26 protein-coding genes are annotated in these 17210 nt (G+C 60.1%); 2 read left to right on the plus strand and 24 right to left on the minus strand.

Translation table 11 applies throughout. The annotated features are described in order from the left end of the window. Window positions 1–414: 414 nt before the first annotated feature. Window positions 415–543, minus strand: a complete 129-nt coding sequence (locus tag V7773_RS27480; protein WP_336076220.1) for a hypothetical protein — start codon at window positions 541–543, stop codon at window positions 415–417. A 609-nt stretch (window positions 544–1152) separates the two neighbouring features. Here V7773_RS27480 and V7773_RS27485 point away from each other — a divergent pair. After that, window positions 1153–1347 carry a hypothetical protein gene (locus V7773_RS27485; RefSeq protein WP_336076221.1) on the plus strand — a complete coding sequence of 65 codons (195 nt, stop codon included), beginning with the start codon at window positions 1153–1155 and terminating at the stop codon, window positions 1345–1347. Between the two features lie 9 nt (window positions 1348–1356). On the opposite strand, the gene V7773_RS27490 is transcribed toward V7773_RS27485, so the two are convergent. The 12 genes from V7773_RS27490 to V7773_RS27545 all read right to left on the minus strand — a co-directional run bounded on the left by V7773_RS27490 (window position 1357) and on the right by V7773_RS27545 (window position 6343). After that, entirely contained in the window at window positions 1357–1608 is a 252-nt protein-coding gene (locus V7773_RS27490) for a hypothetical protein (RefSeq protein ID WP_336076222.1), read from the minus strand. Then, the gene (locus tag V7773_RS27495; protein ID WP_336076223.1) at window positions 1605–1850 is read right to left on the minus strand and encodes a hypothetical protein; all 246 of its coding nucleotides are present in this window, start codon (window positions 1848–1850) and stop codon (window positions 1605–1607) included. The genes V7773_RS27490 and V7773_RS27495 overlap by 4 nt, the downstream gene beginning before the upstream one ends. Then, window positions 1847–2092 (minus strand): hypothetical protein, encoded by a 246-nt coding sequence (locus tag V7773_RS27500; RefSeq protein WP_336076224.1) that lies wholly within the window; start codon window positions 2090–2092, stop codon window positions 1847–1849. Before V7773_RS27500 ends, V7773_RS27495 begins: the two co-directional genes overlap by 4 nt. Then, window positions 2092–2370, minus strand: a complete 279-nt coding sequence (locus V7773_RS27505) for a hypothetical protein (protein ID WP_336076225.1) — start codon at window positions 2368–2370, stop codon at window positions 2092–2094. The genes V7773_RS27500 and V7773_RS27505 overlap by 1 nt, the downstream gene beginning before the upstream one ends. Before the next feature lie 170 nt (window positions 2371–2540). Continuing rightward, the gene (locus tag V7773_RS27510) at window positions 2541–2750 is read right to left on the minus strand and encodes a hypothetical protein (protein ID WP_336076226.1); all 210 of its coding nucleotides are present in this window, start codon (window positions 2748–2750) and stop codon (window positions 2541–2543) included. A gap of 97 nt (window positions 2751–2847) precedes the next feature. Continuing rightward, a complete protein-coding gene (locus V7773_RS27515) occupies window positions 2848–3087 on the minus strand; it encodes a hypothetical protein (protein WP_336076227.1) in 240 nt (79 codons plus the stop codon). A 44-nt stretch (window positions 3088–3131) separates the two neighbouring features. Beyond that, window positions 3132–3347 (minus strand): hypothetical protein, encoded by a 216-nt coding sequence (locus V7773_RS27520; protein ID WP_336076228.1) that lies wholly within the window; start codon window positions 3345–3347, stop codon window positions 3132–3134. Window positions 3348–3361: 14 nt separating this feature from the next. After that, window positions 3362–3637 (minus strand): hypothetical protein, encoded by a 276-nt coding sequence (locus tag V7773_RS27525; protein ID WP_336076229.1) that lies wholly within the window; start codon window positions 3635–3637, stop codon window positions 3362–3364. A gap of 35 nt (window positions 3638–3672) precedes the next feature. After that, entirely contained in the window at window positions 3673–4095 is a 423-nt protein-coding gene (locus V7773_RS27530; protein WP_336076230.1) for a type II toxin-antitoxin system HicB family antitoxin, read from the minus strand. 30 nt (window positions 4096–4125) lie between these two features. Beyond that, complete coding sequence (locus tag V7773_RS27535) at window positions 4126–4308, minus strand: type II toxin-antitoxin system HicA family toxin (protein WP_336076231.1); 183 nt, start codon at window positions 4306–4308, stop codon at window positions 4126–4128. A gap of 76 nt (window positions 4309–4384) precedes the next feature. Further along, window positions 4385–5920: a hypothetical protein gene (locus V7773_RS27540; protein WP_336076232.1), complete on the minus strand. Its 1536-nt coding sequence runs from the start codon at window positions 5918–5920 to the stop codon at window positions 4385–4387. Between the two features lie 45 nt (window positions 5921–5965). Next, window positions 5966–6343 carry a hypothetical protein gene (locus tag V7773_RS27545; RefSeq protein WP_336076233.1) on the minus strand — a complete coding sequence of 126 codons (378 nt, stop codon included), beginning with the start codon at window positions 6341–6343 and terminating at the stop codon, window positions 5966–5968. A gap of 570 nt (window positions 6344–6913) precedes the next feature. On the opposite strand from V7773_RS27545, the gene V7773_RS27550 reads away from it, so the two are divergent. Continuing rightward, on the plus strand, window positions 6914–7408 hold the full coding sequence (locus V7773_RS27550; protein ID WP_336076234.1) for a hypothetical protein: 495 nt from the start codon (window positions 6914–6916) through the stop codon (window positions 7406–7408). Between the two features lie 739 nt (window positions 7409–8147). On the opposite strand, the gene V7773_RS27555 is transcribed toward V7773_RS27550, so the two are convergent. The 11 genes from V7773_RS27555 to V7773_RS27605 all read right to left on the minus strand — a co-directional run bounded on the left by V7773_RS27555 (window position 8148) and on the right by V7773_RS27605 (window position 17113). Beyond that, window positions 8148–9119, minus strand: coding sequence for a hypothetical protein (locus V7773_RS27555; protein ID WP_336076235.1), 972 nt, complete (start codon window positions 9117–9119; stop codon window positions 8148–8150). Window positions 9120–9350: 231 nt separating this feature from the next. Continuing rightward, window positions 9351–9545 (minus strand): hypothetical protein, encoded by a 195-nt coding sequence (locus V7773_RS27560; RefSeq protein WP_336076236.1) that lies wholly within the window; start codon window positions 9543–9545, stop codon window positions 9351–9353. Window positions 9546–9634: 89 nt separating this feature from the next. Continuing rightward, complete coding sequence (locus V7773_RS27565) at window positions 9635–10684, minus strand: contractile injection system protein, VgrG/Pvc8 family (RefSeq protein ID WP_336076237.1); 1050 nt, start codon at window positions 10682–10684, stop codon at window positions 9635–9637. A gap of 156 nt (window positions 10685–10840) precedes the next feature. Further along, the gene (locus tag V7773_RS27570; RefSeq protein ID WP_336076238.1) at window positions 10841–11044 is read right to left on the minus strand and encodes a tail protein X; all 204 of its coding nucleotides are present in this window, start codon (window positions 11042–11044) and stop codon (window positions 10841–10843) included. A gap of 3 nt (window positions 11045–11047) precedes the next feature. Beyond that, the gene (locus V7773_RS27575; protein ID WP_336076239.1) at window positions 11048–11476 is read right to left on the minus strand and encodes a phage tail protein; all 429 of its coding nucleotides are present in this window, start codon (window positions 11474–11476) and stop codon (window positions 11048–11050) included. A gap of 53 nt (window positions 11477–11529) precedes the next feature. Beyond that, complete coding sequence (locus V7773_RS27580; protein WP_336076240.1) at window positions 11530–14196, minus strand: phage tail tape measure protein; 2667 nt, start codon at window positions 14194–14196, stop codon at window positions 11530–11532. A 36-nt stretch (window positions 14197–14232) separates the two neighbouring features. Next, complete coding sequence (locus V7773_RS27585) at window positions 14233–14397, minus strand: GpE family phage tail protein (RefSeq protein ID WP_145133424.1); 165 nt, start codon at window positions 14395–14397, stop codon at window positions 14233–14235. Next, window positions 14394–14645 (minus strand): phage tail assembly protein, encoded by a 252-nt coding sequence (locus tag V7773_RS27590; protein WP_145133422.1) that lies wholly within the window; start codon window positions 14643–14645, stop codon window positions 14394–14396. The genes V7773_RS27585 and V7773_RS27590 overlap by 4 nt, the downstream gene beginning before the upstream one ends. A 48-nt stretch (window positions 14646–14693) precedes the next feature. After that, window positions 14694–15206 (minus strand): phage major tail tube protein, encoded by a 513-nt coding sequence (locus tag V7773_RS27595; protein WP_145133420.1) that lies wholly within the window; start codon window positions 15204–15206, stop codon window positions 14694–14696. Between the two features lie 10 nt (window positions 15207–15216). Beyond that, window positions 15217–16359, minus strand: coding sequence for a phage tail sheath C-terminal domain-containing protein (locus V7773_RS27600; protein ID WP_336076241.1), 1143 nt, complete (start codon window positions 16357–16359; stop codon window positions 15217–15219). Between the two features lie 73 nt (window positions 16360–16432). Beyond that, window positions 16433–17113, minus strand: coding sequence for a DUF7338 family protein (locus V7773_RS27605; RefSeq protein ID WP_336076242.1), 681 nt, complete (start codon window positions 17111–17113; stop codon window positions 16433–16435). Window positions 17114–17210 lie beyond the last annotated feature (97 nt).

Below are 17210 nucleotides of genomic sequence, written 5' to 3' on the forward strand. Positions count from 1 at the left end.
GGCCGGGTGTGGGCCCTCATGCTGCACCGGCACGGCTCTCACCCCGTTTTAAGGGCATGGGAAACTGTTACGTACCTGGCCAGACCTCGTGGACGACTCACATGCAAGGAACTCGTCACCTCGCATAGTAGCCGATTTGCGCACGGTTTCCGCTACCCATAATGGCTAAATGCCGGGCAATTTGCGGACGGGCACCAGGGGATAGGCGTTATTTATGCTTGTCTGTAGGAGCAAAGGCGAATAGAGTAAGCCCATGCGAGTGCATCCACTGAGGATGTGCAGGCCTTGGCCTCACCGAAGCCTGCAACCAAAACCGCCCCTCAAGGCGGTTTTTTTTCGCCTGTCGTTTGCTCGTGACCCGTCACGCGCACCCGCACAGAGAAAAGAAGTAACCCCGCCGAGGCGGGGCTTGTATCAGTTCAACCGGTCGAGATCGTCCAGCCGGTCGCGAAACCAGGCGAAGGCATGGCCAAGCTGAATCACTCTCAGCACGGCGCCGAAGGCCCGCCAGGCACGGCGAATCCATTTGATCAAAAGGCGCATAAGCGGCTTCCTCAAAAGAAGCCTGACACCCGCCGCCCTTACCGGACAGAACAGCGGGTTGCTGAAAGGTGTCGATGCCTTCAGCGAGCCAGGTATCCGTCGGCCCTTCTGTTCCGGCACGTTTTCCAGACGTGGCGAAGGGGCCCCGGGCACAACATCGTGACCGTTGGGTTACTTGATACTCCAAAACCCCTGACAGAAAAAAGCACTTTGACGCTTTTTTGAAGTTTATTTTTCAAAGCGACGAAAACCCTTGACGGCGCCCTGTCGTGACGATCTAGGTTGACGCGTAGCCGGCGCGTTCTGCCTCTATCGCCTTGATATAGTGACATTTCCCGGTAGTTAGCGACGTTTCGCCATTTCGTCATGAGTGCCGATGAAGCAAAAAGATGGCCGATTAAGCGGCGTGAATATCCGTGAACGTGTTGCGGCGACTATTGCGCAACAAATAGACCGTAATTTATGATCGATTCGTCGATGCCTTCAGCGAACCGCCAACCGAACCTCCAATTCGAATGGCACAAATCAACCGCCCCTCCAACGGCGGTTTTTTTGTGCCCGCCGTTTGTGCCGGCAAACGCTCACCCGAACGACACGATAGGAAACACCGTGAAAATCACCCTCGACTTGACCGAACACCAGCTCGACCTGTTGCGCCAGTTCCGCGAACAACACGCGCTCAACCGGAGTACTCCGGCCAGCGCGCCCATGCTGGAGCTGCAAAGGATCTACAGCAGCCTGAGCACCTGCGCCATCATCCTGGCCGAAGCGGTCGACCAGGCGGCCAAGGACCAGGGCATTTAAACCGGCGCGCTACAGCTCGACGGTAAAGCCGCGCAACCCCACCGCGTCGGCGTACTTGATCACCGCCTTGGCGCTGGTCCAGATCCGCAGCGGCTCGCGCCGCGAGCGCACCGGGATCAGCCGCGCCGTGGGCCCGCCCAGGCGCACCGACAATGTCCATTGATGGTTATCACCGGCCACCCGGCCCACCACCACCTCGCGCACCACGTGCTGGCTGACCAGGGCTTTGAGCGTGTCGTCGTGAATCGCCTCGCCAATCATCCTCCCAGCTCCGCCAGGCGCGCCAAGGCGACGTCATCGAAATGGATGTAGAGCGCTTCAATGGTGCTCGCATTCAGCGCGCCGGCGGCCTCCAGGCCTTCGATCAGGCTTTGCGCGCGGTCGAGCCAACGGCGCACCTCGTCGCCTGCCTGGGCGCGCTCGATGCCGCCCAGGTGCTGGTCCACGCATTTGCGCACCTTGGGCGGCAACGTAATGCCGGCCAGCCGATCCGCGCCGCTCATGCCGGCACCGCCGGCAGCTCGCCCAGCAGCGCGGCCAGGTCGTGCCAGGGATGCCTGGCAAAATCACTGGCCAGGCGGCAGCCTTCGGCGTGAGGGAACGGCTCCCCCGCGTCCCGGGCGCACTGCCCGGCGCAGCACCCGGCGCACAGCACCGCATAGCCGTCCAGCACCCAGTTCATCGACCAGGCGTTGATCCCCCCGTCGAGCCGGTAGCGGTCGGCGTTTCGCTCATGAGCGCCCATTACAGCCACCCCGCATCGCGGCCACGGTCCAGGCGCTGGCTCAGGTCGCGCGCCTGCTCGGGCGTCAAGGCGCCGGCCGCCATCAGCCCCCACAGGAAGCCGCGCAACTGATTTTGCGTGCGCAGCATGCCGGCGTGATGGAGGGTTTCATACCGCAGGTCCTCGACCACGGGCCGTAGATGCGGCAACCCGCCGGCAGGATCCACCAGGGCGATCAGGTCATCAAAATACTGATTGGCGGCGGCCTTGGCAGCCGGGTCGGTCAATGGCTCGTACACCGTCGATTCCTTTTGCGAGTGAGGGGCCCCCGTTGCGTAAAACCAGGGGTGGGGGTTCTGGTCATCCAGTCTAGGGGGTTCTGGTCGCCGTGCCCAATAAAAAAGGCCCCCAGTCACCGCTCGGGTGTAGGGGGCCTTTGAACATAAACGGCGTTACTCGTAACGCGCGGTCACTCGGGCATCGGCACCGCCTGCAAAACGCCACCAACCTGGAAAGAGCTGGTGGGCTCGGCTGGCTTGCCCAAATGGTACTCCACGTATTGGTCATTGCCGTCCTGACGGTCGAACAACCCCAACAGCACCCACCCGGCGTTTAGCAACTCTTGCGCCTGGCCCTCGGTTCTCACGGTCTTTAAGGTCTTAGTGTCTTCAATCGCCATCGTTGCAACTCCTTTTGGGTGATGGCCCATTGTAAGCACAGCGGCTGGCAGGGCGGGGGCTCCTTTATGTTCGGTTCGTGATGGGTAACGCGGCGGCCTAGTCTTCGCGCGCCAGGCGCAGCGCCGCTTTCTCTTCGACCCACTCGGCCTTGCGCCGCCAATCGTCGGCCTCGGCCTGTTCAATGGCGCCGACCGCGACCAGGGCGTCAACATAGCCGGCGGCATAGGTCTTGTTCCGCTCGACGTCTTCCAGGGATACGGCACTTTCAATATCGGTGATTTGCGCCTGCACCTGAGCGCGGACGGTAGCCCGGTCTTCGGCGGTAAAGGTCGGCATGGCGGGGGTTCCTTTCAATTCGGTTCGTTATGGGTAACGACTGCCTATGCCTCGTCGTAGGTCTTGCCTGCGCGCAGACCTTCCAGCTTGGCCGCCACGTCGGCCAACAGCACCGCCACCCCTTTGAGGTGCCAGTCAACGGCAAACGGCAAATCCGGGTACTTGCTGTGCAAATCCTGGGTATGGGCCGCCGCTGCCTGCACTTCCTGTAGTAGCGTCAGGTTGGAACTGCCGCGCTTGCGTTCTTCTTCTTCGGTCATGGACTGGGTTCCTTTCAGTTCGGTTTGTTTTGGCGGGCTTTCGGGCGCAACTTCCAGGCAGCGACCTTGACCGGGAAAAACCAGCGAGCCGCCATGCGCGGCGCCAGGACGGCGTGCACCTTGGCGTCGGCCATGGCCCGGTCAGCCTCGGTGTTGAATGCCCGCCACGGGTCGTCAGGGTCACCCAGCACCAGGGGCGAACCGTCCTCATGGAACACCCGGCCATAGCAGCCCGAGCAATAACGGCCCAAGTCAGCCGGTGCAGCCGTGCAGTAGAGACAAGTCGCCATGGCAGGGTTCCTTTCGTGACGAGTAACGGCACGGCTTAGGCCGCATCCAGCACCAACGACAACCGGCGGCCCAACAGACCCAGGGCGCGCTCGACCTGCTCGATTTTCGAGCTGTGCAGGAAGTCCACCAGGCGGTCGACCATCTGGCGCGTGACGCCCATGCGTCTAGCCAGTTCGGCACGACCCACGCCTTCGTCACACATGGCGTTCCACAGCATAATCTTAGCCACGGTCAACGCCGGCAGATGCAGCACCATCGCCGGGTCACGCGGCGCCGTGGCGGCCGGTATCTTGCGCCGCTGCTCGACATACAGCGATAGGGCGGACTCCAGGCCGTCCAAGGCTTCGACAAAGGCCTCGGCCAGGGTATCGCCGGAGGCGTTCATTTCCGGGATATCCGGGCACGACAACCAGACGCCGGTCGGTTCGGTGTGCAGTTCGAGCGGATATTGGTACATGGGCTCACCTCTCAAGGGTACAGCCGAGCCTCAATCCTTGAGGCCCAACTGTTTGATGATGGTTTTGCGTAACCCTTCGCGCATTTCCTTGCTGCCGTGGTCCGCAAAGACGGTTGACTTGCCATTCAAGTAAATCTTGAAGTGACTGCCCTTGGCACTCTTGAACTCCACGCCTTGGGCCAACAACCACCGCCGAAACTCGCTGCACTTCATTGCTGTCGTCCTGTCCGTTTCGGTGAAGCCATTATGCATCACTTATGATGCATAGGCAACACTTATGCTGCATGCTTTATTCGCCAGGTTGCCGCCGGTAATCCGTGGGGAGGCCAGCTTTTTTAAGCCGTGCTGTCAACACCTGCACCGCCTCGAACGCTTTCGCCCGGTCAGCCACTTCCAAGGCGTTTTGTTCCTCCAAGGCTTCAATCCGGCGGCGCAACTCGCGCGGGCTCACCGGGTCGCGCTCCATCTTCATCGGCGGGCCGCCCAGCGATTCCGCCAGTTGCTGAAGGTCGGCCAAGCAACCAATCAGGTTTTGATTCTCTCGCTGCAAGCTTTCGCGCTGCTCGCGGTAATGCGCCGCCTCGGCGCGCGCTTCGGCCAACTGACCCGGCCTGATCGCCAATTCAGCTTCGGCCCTTTCCGCGCGGACCTGCCATTCGCTTTTCACGGGCCGCTTACCGAAGTTTGCAAAGCGCTCCCGCGCCCATTGCTGCCCCTCAGTGGCCGCCGCGATAGCATAGCCTTCAGAATGTCGTTTGTACTCCCGCAAGAACTTGGCCGGGTTGCTCAGGCGTGGCGTGTGCTGCGCCAAATCAACCAACTCGTAAAGCTCCATGGCCTGATCTAACAGCACCTGATAACGACTATTGAGTTCATGCTTGTCGTTCAATGCCTTACCCAACAGGTTGCGCATTTCCGGGTCAGTCGGATAGGCCTGATCGGCCGGAGTTTCGCGCACCAACTGCTCGTTGCGCCGAGCCCATTCCAATAGCGTGCGATCCTTGAAGGGCAGCAGCTTAAACACCAGCTCATCGAACGTCGCGTGAGCGGGCTCCTTGCCGGCCATACGCGCTTCATAGTTGGCAAGGTTGCCGGCCACGATTCGCCGACACTCCGCACGCACCGCCGCCGCCTCGTCCTCTTCAACATACCCGCCCGACAGCTCCCGGCGCGCAATGAACACTTCGTCTTCATTGTTGGCAAACAGCTTAAGCAGACGCCCATCCACCGCGACCACTTCATTAATCCAGCTATCAACCTCTTGCTTGCGACGGCGGCCACTGTCGAGGCTGCACAGGGACAAGCTGAAACAGCTAAGGCCTTTCCACGATTGGCGCGTTACTTCTTTCACCAGATAAGGGCCGGTGCCGTAAGTGGTCCATACCGTATCCCCGGGGAACACCAGGGCGTCGACTTCCGGCTGTCCGTGCGGGGTCTGCCGATAAACAGACAAATCACGCATGCCGATGTCGGCTTGATAGCCGGAGTGCGCCGGCCACTCGGCCGCCCCTTGCTGGGCCGCATCAGACAACCACGCCGAATCCCCCGGAAAGGCCTGCGCAATCGACGGGACCGGCACCCGTGGCAACAGCGCCTCGACGGCGGAAAGCTTGCTCGGTACCCGTTTCCAACGGTCGCGGAACTCGCCCAGCGCAACCCCCAACAAGGCCAGCTCCGGGGCCTTTAGGTCCAGCTCTGCGCGGCGGCCAGCCTCTTTTTCTTGCTTCTTTTTGAGGCGGTGCCTGCGCGCACGCTCAGCGCCGCTCAAAGGCTCTTCGCAGGCCGCGATAAGGTCCAGGGTTCCCGGGTCGTTGGGATCGATCATTGTTGCGCACTCCATGGCGCCCCGGCGCTGGCCGGGGCGACTTCCTTACAGGTGGGTATCAAGGCCAGTCAGGCGAGTGAAGGCGCGTTGCAGATCCTCACGGTAGATCCCCTCTTCGCGGCCCTTTTCCTTGAATTCGAAGCGCGCCCAACGACCGGCGATTACGTCGTAGGTGTCCATGGCATTCAGCTCGACACGGATCATGTTGACGCCGCCGCTGGCAAAGTTCGCCGGCAATTTGAATTGCAAACCTTGGGGAGTGGTGACCATGTCGCGCGCGCCGGTCATGACCAAAAAGCGACGGGCGCCAAGCTGGTCGAAAATGGTCGCGGCGACTTGCTGGGCGTTGGTTTGGTTTTTTACGTGGGCCATCGGTAGAACTCCGGTATTGGCCTGGGCGGTTTCGCCTGGCCGTAGCGTCATTCTACATCAATAGCTATTTAGCACAATAGCTATTTAGCTTTACTGTAAAGGGCCGGCTCAGAGAGCCTTAAAAAAACGGCCAAGACGTGCCAGGCGGCCCAAGGCATTGAGCTTTCCCCACCGACCCAAGCGCGGAACTTCCGTGGGTCACTGCCGACCAGGCGAGCTACTTGCGTTCCATTTAAGCCAGCAACACCTACCAAAGCGCGGACCTCATCGCTGGTCGGCCTGAGCCCTTCGGGCCGGGGCACGTCAAATAAACCAGGCCGGCCGAGCCCCAGGGACCCCAAGCGGTCCACCACCTGGCCATCCCTCTCCAGCACTGCGTCGACACGCAACGCCTCGATACAAGCATGGGTTAATTCAACCGCTTCACTGTTCAAGCGTGACCCGTCACGCGCTACCAAAACAAACACTCTCACCCCCAAAGCTGTCGCCAGTCGAAAGAACTCATAAGTCTACAGCTATTTAGCTCAATAGCTATTTAGCTTGCGAGCGCACGCGGCAAAATTCCGTTCTGCGGTGCAGATGGCGATAATGCCGGCCGCCAACACAGAGGAGCCAAGCCGTATGGCCATTACAAAATGCAAGGAATGCCACAAGGAAGTATCGAACAAAGCCGAGGTCTGCCCGCACTGTGGCGTCAAAAGCCCCGGCCTCAAAATGAAGGACGTGATTGTCGGACTGGTCGTCGTGGGCTTGATTGCCTTCGTTGCGGTCAAATGCACCGGCAGCAACAACAGCGACCAGGCGCAAGCCTCGACCGACTGTAATGCAGACTTGCAATGCTGGGGCGACAAAAACGTGATGCAGGCCACGGCCCAATGCAAGCCACGAGTAGAACGCCTGGCCAGCTACACCGCACGTTGGACCGACGGCACCTTGGAGGGAAAATTTCCAAAGTTCCGATGGCTCAACAAGGACAAGGGCTCGCTAACTTACATTGGCGACAAGGTGGAGTTTCAGAACGGTTTCGGTGCCTATCAGGCACACGTCTACGAATGCGATTTTCTACCAGGGCAAAACCTTGTGCTCGATGCCCGAGCACATCCCGGCCACCTATGATTGTCCGCCCTGGGCGACCAGGGCGAATTACCCATTGCAACGCACGATCCAACGCACGCGAGAGGGTACCCGCCGGAAACGTATTGCCTTCCTTCGAAAACGTCCCAGCCGCGCCCAGGGGAAGCCAGCAAGCCCACGACAGTGCAAGCCCACCCCCCAACCTGATCGACCGCGACGCGTAGCGGCGCAAGCCGTAGGCAGGCGCGTGAAGGCGCGAAACGCCATAGCAGGGTGTGCGGCCGGGCGCGTAGTTGGTTGGCGTGCAGCAACTGGAACGGGCCTTAAACTGGAGGAATGGCGGCGGCGCTGCTGGCCTTCACGTCCCGCCGTGCCGTAGGCACGAACTGCGGGCGACATTGTTGCAGCCGGGACGGCTGCGTCATAAACAGGATCTCGGCTTGCCGAGGCATTTAAAGAAGGGCTAACCACTGCGAAGCTGAGGTTAGACCTAAAGATTCTTCTTGCAGAAGTAACAGCAGAAGCACAGGGGGGACCTAAAAACACCCTGGAACGGCTAAATTCGCAATGGCAACACTTAATATTTCATCTAAAAGCACTGCCGGCGGCCGGCGCCTTCTTGGGCGCGCGCGCCGGCCTGAAAACACCCAAAAATGAGCCGGCTTGGGGGCAGCCAGGCAGCGTAGCGAAGCGTCAGGGGGATAAACCGCACCAGGCAGGCACGGCAAGGCGCTGTCAGGTCAGACAGCGCAAAGGAGGGGGTAGGGGAGGGGGCGGTGGGTTAACCGCCCTGGCGTTCTCGTAGCCAGTCATCGAAGGCAGGGAACTCCCGCATGACGCGGCGCGCGACTTCCGGTTGCGATAGGTCAGGATTGCTACGCAACAGCTCAGCATGCCTGTCGCGGATCTCCGACGCGTATTCCGCTTTCGCGTCGTCGTAGTTGACGGTCTTGGCGCGACGCGTGCCAACGGCAAATGTTATGACGCCGTCTTCGCCCTGGGCACGGCGCAAACCGCTACGGGCCTTCTCGGCGTCAGACTCCCGAGGGAACTTCTCTTTGTAGCCCCTGCGAAGCTTCTTCAACTCGTTCGAGCAATGGGTGCGAAACTTCTTCAGGGCCTCGAACGAAACGGCGCCCAGGGCGACAAGGAAGTTCTCATTTAACCGCTTGATCGCCGGCCGGGCCCGCTTGCTGCCGTCTGGCTTTTCGACGTACTGCAAATGAACATCGAAGGCGCCCGCCTTGCGCAGGCGCCTGAAGGCCCGCCAGAAACGCTCTGAGGGCTCGTCGGGCTCGTCCGGGGTTTTCTTGTCCTTCAGTAAGCCGGCCACCCTGGCCAGCTCCACACAACTGCGCGCGATGAACTGGCCGTCCGCCTTCGGCGTACCCACCCGTAACGACGCGTAGTCCGTGAAATACAGGATGGCACGCATAACCAGCACTTCGGCGGCGCGGGCTTCTGATCGGTTCTTGCGGGGGTCGCCAGACTTGTTACGCCGTCCGTTCAGATTGCCCAGGCTGGGGAGGATGTGTAGCGGGGAGTAGTAATAGCCCTTTACCGCCTCGATCAGCTTGCGCATGACCTGGGGAATTGAGGCTGACCAGTCCGGCTCATTGAAGAGATGGAATTCCGGCTTGAGTGGGTCATGCCCACAACGGTTTCCCGTCCCCAGGTTTTCCCCCGAGTGCGGGTAAGGCATCCGCCCCCACATGATGGAAGGCCGACCCAGACAGGTCGTTATGTCGGTCATTGACTCTTTCCCCTGAGCAATACGCTTGCTTAGAAGAAGACCGACGGCTAAACTCTGACCTTGCTGCGGTCGCGTAGAGTTTCTTTCTCGCCGATCTCCAAAAAGCCTGGGGCGCCAACCCCGGGCTTTTTTCTTTTCTAAACCCTTGTTTTATCTACTTCTTCACTCTGTGGCCACCAGGCCAACCAGCGGGAATATACCACGCTGCTCGCCTCGCAACACTAAAAGTGTTCAAGTTTTTTTCTCTTCCTCCGGCGCCTTCAGGCTGCCGACTGCCCCCAAGACTAGCCGCAATGAGCAAATCATGCCTTTGGGGGTCTGGTCGTCGTTGTCAGTGACCTGCAACAACCATGTCATGTAATCGTGAATTCCAGCGATGGTATCGCCGTTGGTCGTACCTATCAAAGGGTTTCCGTTGTGTGTCATTTTTTTCAATCCTTGTTGACGCCAATGCGCGGCATTCTACTCAAGCCTAAAACATATGGATATATATACAGTAATGGCGTAACGCCTTGTTACTTAGACGGCGTCACGCATTCCACCGAGGTCGATGCCACCTCGCCCGATCCAATGACATGGGTAACCGACTCAACGGCCCACACGCGGTTGGCACAGGCCGTGTGATTGCTGAGCACAATTTGCCCCTCTGCTACGATTTGCGGGGTCAGCGGCCGGGTAATGGACATGGTCGACTTACCCCGCTGCATCTGCTTCAGCTTGGCCGCTGCCGCTTCCTGGGCGCTTTTTTGGTCCGGGTAGGTTTTCCGAATGATGTAGCGCGGGCCTCCCGCCTTGGCCGCGTCCTCTTCTGCCTGGCCCGGGCTACTGGGTTTTTCACCGGGAACCGCAACCTTCCCTTCGACGACTTCGGCCACGGCCGGGACCTTGCGTTGCTCCTTTTCGTCGAACCAGTACGCGACCGTAGAGCTGTAGTCGTTACGCTCTTGAATCGTAACGCGACCGCTGCTGTTCTTCGGGTCGCTGATCGAAACAGCCGACAGGGCCTTGCCGCTTACGCTCTTAGCCTGGCCCTTGGGCACAACTACCAGCTTGCCACCGACCGGCTTGGCCACCGCGCCCAGGTCACGCGACAACCGCGTCAGTAGGTTCATGTCAGACTCGGCGCGCTGGTCAATGTGCTTGAACACATGCCCAGCCAGCTCCGGCGCCACGGCAGCTTCATAGCCGTGCTCTTTCGCAATCTTGGCCACCAGCGCGCCCAGCGTCATATCGTCGAACGTCGCGTCTCGGGGCGACTTGATCCCCCCTAACATCTTGGCGGCCTTGCCGTGTATCACCAGGGCTTCGTCATCTAGCGGCACTTCCAGCTCGTCGACTTGATAAGCGCCCTTGAAGACCAGGGCACCAGGCTCGCCAATCCACACCTTCAGTTCAGCGCCTGTTGCCGGCAAGCGGATCATGCTGTCGCGGTTGTCCAATTCAATGGCCACCGTGTCGCTGTCCTCGCCGGCGGAATCCTGAAGCGTCAGCTTGATAAAGCGCTTACGGATCATCCCCGTAATGTCCGCGTCGTTTGCGGTGATTCGATAGTCTGCTTTCGCCATGACTTACCCCTAGGTTATGGGCCGCGTTGGGCCCCTCACTTTGTAAGTGCAAGCACGAAGCCCCCCCAAATCGGAGGGTGAAATGCGCCGCGCAGAAAAATAAAACCACGTATCGCCAGGAACCCAAGGTCTATTCGCCCCCGTCACGGGGACGGATTAATCCCATAGCGACACTTGGCCAGGTTCAACAGCCGCCGGAAGCTCGGGCAGGTCGATCAGAAGGCCGTCAGGCAGCACAGGGCCTTTCTGGCACAGGAAGGGGTTAGCCTCTAACACCGCCTCGGTCGCCCCGGGGCGGCCGCTGTAGTAGCGGTAGCAGATGGCATCGAGCATATCGCCGGGGCGGGTGCGGTACTGCATCGCTTACACCTCGTCTTCGCCGTATTCGGAAATGGACAACGAGCCCTTGCGTACCAGGGGCGTGCCGTCCTGCATGAAATGATCGTCGGCCACGTTCAGGCTCTCGATAACCCATAACCCCAGGTCGGCGCCGGATTGCTTCAGCTCGCCATCGACCAGGGCCGAGCCACCCGCAACCAGGCGCAGCGGCTCGCCAGCGTCACCCATAACGCGCAAGCGATCGAACAGCACCACGTCGGCGCGGCTCTGCGGATGGATTGTTATTTCCAGGGTCTTGGTAGTGCTGTCTGGCCCGTGAAACTGCTTGCCAGGCTTATGTTTGTAACGGTCCTTTTTGGCCCAGCGCCACGCCATCGAGGTCGTTAGGCTTTGGTACTCGGCTGTTTTCACGCTGAAGCGAAAGTCGCCCAGCGCCATCATTACTTCGGCCATATAGCCCCCACGAAAAAGCCGCCCGAAGGCGGCGTAGCTATTTCGCTAAATCGCTAAGTAGCGTTGTCCGCCAGGCGCCCGCGCTGACCACGGGCTGCCTGTCGGTCCCGGGCATCCAGCTCAGCCCGAACCTTCTTCGCGACCTGCTCTTCTGACATTCCAGGCGCGGCGTTAACGGTAATACCGCCGTATTGGTTAACCGGTTGCGGCGCGGCATCCTTCCCGGCCGGAGACGCCACGCCACCGACAGCCGCCACGCGCGACCCACCCGGCACAGGCGGCGAACCGTCGGGCCCAGCTGCGGCGGCGGCCGCTGCTGCCGCTGGCTGGGTTGCCGCCGCTGGCGAGTCGCTGCCGAAGATCCCGCCGGCAAAGTTCTTGACGGCCTCAATCGGCCCCATGATCTTGCCGGCAATCCATTCGATAGCTGACCCGCATGCGTTCTTGATGCCATCCCATAACGTTGAGAAAAACTCCGTCAGAGGCGCCCAAGCCTGCATCACTGGCTCAAGGGGATTGAAGGAAAGCATTCCCTTGACCATGTCCCAACCAGCGGCACATACCGACTTGATGTTCTCCCACAGCCCCCCAAAGAAACCGGACAAAGGCCCCCACAGTTGAATCAGCAACTCCAGGGGCGAAAACATCAACAGCGATTTAATGAAGTCCCAACCCGCCGCAAACGCCGCCTTGATGCTCTCCCACAAGCCTGCAAAGAACGCGGAAAGCGGCTCCCAATAGCGCACCATCAAAACCACCGCGGCTATCAGTGCCGTAATACCGATGATGATCAACCCAATAGGGTTAGCCGACAGGGCCACGTTTAATGCCCATTGCGCGGCGGTCATGATCGCGGCGGCTATGGCATAGGTCCGCGACGCGACGCCCATCAACAAGACGCCGGCAGCGGCGGCATGTGCGCGAATTCGCGTTACGAGTAACACGGCCTGCGCGCGCAGGTTCGTCAGCGTGAAGAACGCCAGGGCGCGCCCTGCCATCATCACCCCGTCAGACATAAGGGAAAACGCAAAGCGACCCGCAATACTCGCCGCGCCGAGCGAGACAAGCCCGATGACGGCGTAGGCCAATACTTGGGTTAGGAACGGGAAGCGCTCGGCCAGGCCGGCGACCCACAACGCCAAGTCTCCCAACACGCCGGCGGCATAGATCATGGACGGGGCGAACACCTGACCAATGGTTGCGCTGGCATTGCTGGTGCGCTGGCTGAGACGTTTGAAGGCTTCGGCCGGGCCGGCGTTCATCGTGGCCGCCATCTTCTCTACTTCGGTCAAACCACCCTTCAGGCTCTTACCCATGGTGTCGATATTGCCGCGTAGGGTGTCAATCTCGGGGTACAGCAATTTAATCAGCGAGATGGCCTCATCCGTACCGAAAGCCTCTTTCAGCTCTTGCGACTCCAGTGCGTCGAGCGTTTTCCCATACTTTTTCTGGATCGTGGCCAAGATGTCAGGCATACGCTTCAAATTATCTTCAGCGTCGAGAAACGATAGGCCCAGCTTCTTGCCAGCGCCGGCGGCTCCCGTGAGGAATGCCCGGTATTTGGTGGCGGCCTCACTGCCCGTCATGGTGGTTTGTAGCTGCCCCATGATGGCTAGCTGTTCGGCAAAGCTCACGTTTGCCGACGTCGCGGCCGCGCCCAGGTTGGAAATGGCGGCGGCCATCTGCGGGCCATCAGTCTTGTACAGGTTCGCGGTGGCCGAGATACCCGCCGCGAAGTACTCGCCAAACTTGATGTCGCGCTCTTCGGCCGAAAGGTTCTTCCAGCCCGTCACCACGCCGGCGCCGAACTGGTCAAACTGGCGTCGGTAAATACCGTAGCCGGTGGCCATCAGGCTTGTCATTTCGGCCGTACTGGATTTGGTGGCCTGGCCGGTAAGCGCTGCAATACGGGTAAATTCGCCGACCGCTTCATCGCTGATCGTGGAAATAGCGGACTTGATGTCGTATGCAGCCCGGATGAATTCGGGCGTAGTGGTGCCCGCCCACTGGTTCGAAAAAGCCTTCGCCTTGGCGGTGATAACGTCGATACCCTTGGTATCAATCCCAAGCGACGCGATTTCCCCCTGGGCAGAGGCCACCTCACCATAGGCGTCGACCAGTTGCTTAATACTGAATACCGCCGCCCCCACACCCACGGCGTCAGCGGTGGCCGACATCCGCATGTCGCTGTTACGTTTCTTTATCTCGCCCAGTCGCTTCTGTTTCTCGGCGACCGCATCCAGGGCCTTCTGCTCTTTGGCCAACTGATCGTTATAGCGCTTGGTCTGGACCTCAATCCGCCGCGTCGCCTCGGTCAGCTTACCGGTACTGACGCCGGTCTCTTTCAGCCGGGCGCCCGTCTGTTGCAGCTCCAGGCGTTCGGCCTGCTGCTGGGCCTGCAAGCGCTTGACCTGGGCGGTAGCCCGCTCGAACTCGGCGGTCATCTTGCGCGAAGGCTCGGCCGTAGCGCCCATCTGTTGTCCCAGGGCTCTTGCCTTGGCTTGTGCCTCAGCCAAGGCGGCGCTTGTTTTGGCACCGCGCTCCTGTAGGGCCTTGAAGTGCTCAATGTCCTTTGTCGTGCTGCCCAGCCTGGATAGCTCTGCCTGGGTCGCCTTGATCTTGTCGCCCATCCGGGTCGTTTCGCCGGTGACTTTCTGAATGGGCGCCGTGATTTTATCCACCAGGCCCATAATCAGGTTGAGCCGCATAGAGTTAGACATTTCTCCCACCCCATAAAAAAAGGGCCGGGCCGCCCATCAGGACTGCCCGGCCTTGCCTTGCTCGTAGCGCTCCAGGGCGATGCGGTGCCAGCGCATCAACTCCGTAAGCGACATGTGAACCGTCGTCAGCGCGTCCCAGCCCGTGAAGACCAGAAAGATGTCGGCCTCTGCCTCCATCACGTCGCGCGGGACGGCGGTCACTCCATGAAAAAAGCGACCACCTCCGTTTGCAGGGACATCAGGTCTTTCGGGGCAAGCATGTCGTACTCGTTGGCGGTGATGTTGGCGATACGTGGCACCAACGTGCGATGGGCGGTGACGTTCATGCGAATGACATCGAACATGTCCAGACCGCGCAATTCGCCAGCACCGGGCTCGCGCATGGTTACCTCAGTGATTTCAGTTTCGCCACGCTTGATTGGACGGGTCAGTACTACCGGATTAGCCATGGTTTAAATCCTTAAAATTCGGGGGTTCAGAAAGAAAAAACGCCGGCCCTATTGGGCCAGCGCCTGGCGAATTTCCTTGTTCCGGTCTTTGCCATTGACGCGGAAAATGTTGTTCAGCTTGTCGATGTAGATGCGCTCCGAGCCATCAACCTCGAAGTGAAAGAAGTCGACCGCAATGGCGAACTTCATAGTTGCTTCTTTCTCCGGGGCCCACTCGTTGAACTCGGCCGATTTCCAGAAGCCTTGCATACGCACGACCACGGTTTTAATCACCCCATCACGGTCGAGCGCGCCGCGCAGGGTGAAGACTTCGTCGCGGCTCTCACGCGAACCGAGCAAGTCGGTAACCTTCTCCGGGTAGTCGGAAATGGTGACCTCGGCTTCCAGCTTCTCCAGCCGGCCCAAATCGCGCTCAATGTCACCGGCAACGCCAGACATCACCGCGTCCATAGTCTTGGTTACGATCTTCGGCAACGCGACGGTATTGCACAGGCCGGCAAAGGATTCGTCTTGAAAGAACGAATTCATGTCGACCAAAACGCTAGGCAGCTTTGCGCCCATAGATCACCCCTTATTCAAAAATGGCTTCGTTGTAGCGCGTGGTAACGTGCTGGCGGAACGTCATGCGCTCGGCCACGTCGTAGAAGCCCAAGTCGTAATCCCAATACACCTGGGCGGTGCCGATGGCGGCGACGTTGAGTTCCTTATCGACCCAGCATTCACCGCCGCTGATCACCTCACGGGACATCAGCCGGCGCAGCAGCTTGTTCACTCGATTTTTCACACCGTCGACATAGCCTTTGGTGATGTTGCGATCCAGCAATTCTTGGTGTGCATACAGGATCGAATCGCCAACGATGTAGCGAATCCGTTGATGTGGAAGCATCACCTTGTTCGCCAGGCGGTTGCCGTACAGGTACCAGCCGCCTTGCTGGTTAACGATGGTCGTGACGTTCTTGCTGTTGTACAGGTTGGCCTTGCTGGTCGTGCTGCCGATGGCGTGGTCGATCACTTCGTCGGTGCCGAGGATCCCGAAAATCTTGCGGCTCGACGGGCTATGCCAATAGCCCTCTTCGTTGTCCACCCGCACGATATGACCCGCCACAGTGGCCGAGGCCTTGCGGGTCACTACCTGGCCCGTGTCATCGTCCAGCAGCTTGACGCCGCAATTGACGAACAGCGCTTCCTTGTACAAAGCGCACTCCGCGATTACCGCCGAGTAGCCGCTTTGCGTACCGTCGATGATAGGAATAGCGTTCAGCTTCTTGGCGACAGCCTCCATTTCGGCGCCGATGCCCACCAGGTGGCTGAACTCCGGGGCGATGATCAAACGCGGACGCACGCCGACCACCGATTCAGCAGCCAACAGCGCCTTGAGGCCGGTGTATTGGCCGGTTTCGTTATCGACGTTGCCGACCACACTGGCCAACTGCGGCGCCTCTTCGTCGTCAGAAGCCACGCGCACGACCACCACCACAGCGCCTGTCTGGCGGTAGATGTCCTTCAGTGCGTTGCGCAGGGTGCCAGTCGTGCCCGCCTTGGCGATCAGCTTGTCGCTGTTGCACAGAACCGGAACGTTGAGCGGGAACACCAGCGGGTCGGCATCATCGCCGGTGGCCACCAGGCCGATGGTCGAGGCTGCCAGGACCTCAATAGGACGCTCGAGGTTTTCGAGGAAGTACTGTTCAACCCCGTGCAGGTAATCTGCTGCCATTGGTTTTACTCCAGTAAAGAAAAAGCCCCCGACTGGGGGCCTTGATGCGATGCCAGGCGCCGACGGCCCGACGCTAGATTTCTTTGGCTAAGTTGACCTTGAAGGTCATGCCCTTGGCCGGCTCGGCGCTGCCTTGATGCTCCGGCTTGACCTTGAAGCCCAGGCGCACCACGCGCGCTGTGGTACTGCTCAGCTCACGAACGGCATAAAAGCCATACCAGCGGGACAGGCCACCCCGCCGCGTCGCCCTGACGAACTGCCAACCCCCTTTGCCGGGCTTATCCTCGACGCTGTATTGGCCCAGATAGGCAAAATCGCATTCAGCAACCGGGCAACTGATCCCGGCCACCAGGCGCAGGTTATTGACCGGGTTGCGTACCGCTGCCCACCACCAGCGCGAAAGCCAAGACGTTACGGGTAACGGCCCGACCGGAACGCCGAGGCGACGCACCAGGGGAAACAGGCCAAACAACACCAGGGCGTCGCAGTTGTCGGCCCACCATTGCCGCTTATCGCCATCCAGGCCGTCGAAGTCGTTACCGAACAGCCAGGCCCAGCTCGGCAAGTTGACGATCAGGCGGCCATCACTCAGCGAATAGCCCGGCACAGCGAAGGGAATGGCAAACGCCGCCACCACCAGGCCAACAACGATCAGCACCAGGCGCACCACCAGCAATATCAGCCACTGCACCACAGCAGGGATAAAGTCGAGCCATAGCCAGGCAGCGGCTCGACCTTCGGAAAGTACGGACATTCAGCACCTCAAAATGCAAAAGCCCCCAGGACGGGGGCTTATTCAGGGCGAAAAAAAACCGCTTTCGCGGTCTGGTTTAACGCAGGAATACCGGCTT

The organism is Pseudomonas sp. 3JA (assembly GCF_036961705.1).
Lineage (GTDB): Bacteria > Pseudomonadota > Gammaproteobacteria > Pseudomonadales > Pseudomonadaceae > Aquipseudomonas > Aquipseudomonas fluorescens_Q.